Origin of the sequence: Moorena sp. SIO2C4 (genome assembly GCF_010672485.1) — a bacterium.
Classification (GTDB): domain Bacteria; phylum Cyanobacteriota; class Cyanobacteriia; order Cyanobacteriales; family Coleofasciculaceae; genus Moorena; species Moorena producens.
On the sequence record NZ_JAAHGN010001512.1, the window covers coordinates 1 to 1,228 of the forward strand.

The 1,228-nt window shown below is 43.8% G+C and carries 1 pseudogene; it reads right to left on the reverse strand.

What is annotated here, in order from left to right:
• Positions 1-109 precede the first annotated feature (109 nt).
• Positions 110-310: pseudogene (locus tag F6K20_RS39085) on the reverse strand (photosystem II chlorophyll-binding protein CP47); the annotation flags it as partial.
• Positions 311-1,228 lie beyond the last annotated feature (918 nt).

The following is a 1,228-nucleotide window of genomic DNA, read 5'->3' on the forward strand; positions in this document are numbered from 1 at the left end:
TCAAATATGTAATCTCTTTAAAAAGAAAGGCGAGCCGGTATAGTGTAGTGGTTAGCGCGAACTGCTGCTACACGTAGGGTCCGGGTTCGAATCCAAGTCAAGGCTCGTGAGCCATAAAGGGCATGACGAACATCCCCTGACGCCACATCGGGTTAAGAACCGGGTCACTCGGATCAAAAATTGCCAATTCGTACAGGGCCATTGAACCAGCCCAGCCTGCCACCAGGGCTGTATGCATCAAGTGCACAGCTAGCAGACGTCCTGGATCATTCAGGACGACCGTGTGTACTCGGTACCAGGGTAGTCCCATTGACTACGCTCCTCCTAATATAGAGTTTTTACTTCGACGCTTCTTTTGATCAGTATGTTAGAAATCGCCTTGAAATCTCCCCCGCTTCAAACACAGAGGATTCTAAGAGTCACGTTGTTCGAGGGGTTAAAAACCTAATCTGACAACGCTTACGGTATGATTTCTTTAATTTGACACTGTTTGGAGAGCTTTCAAGCTCTCCGACCGACCTTGGTTAGGTGTGAACCTAACTGTATCGCTACTTGGGTAGCCACCCTAGATTTTGCCATTGGCAACTTAGGTAGGACAAAGTATGTATGAAACTAAAGTTTGTTTAAAGAAGTGTAACTATTGTTAGAGCCGATTGCAAGCGAACGGTCATGTTCTCAGCTTAGGGTCGGAAGCCTAAAACCAGCTATATTGCGCAAATTTCCCTTGTATTTGCCTAAATTAAAGCAATATAGCTTCTAAAATCTAAAAATTTTCAAATTCAGTCCGGTAGCCTCTTGACTAATTAGCAATAGTCGGACACAAATCAAAATGAAAAAGGTATGTTGAAAGGAAAAAGGCATAAGCATAGGACTTATGGCAAGTTGAGTTCAAACCATATCACCTAAAGCACTTAAGAGGGCAGGGGGAATAGGGGGAAGAGTCCAGAGTTGGGGAAAGCTGGGGCTAAAAGGGTTAGTAAACAGCTAGAGAAAATGTCGCAGAGTCTACCAAAAACTCTTATTATTTGTTAGACTTAAATTAGGGTAACACCGACAGGGATTATTATGTAACTTAAATTAAAGCCGAAAACCAAGGGTTTAATAGTTGCGGTTACATCCCGGTGTTAGACTTTTTTGACATTTTTATGGCGCTCGCGGGATATTCCCGAGAGCTTTGGGAGATACCCCCTGGATGCTATTGCATCTTGCCTTGGCGATCCTTGGTCTA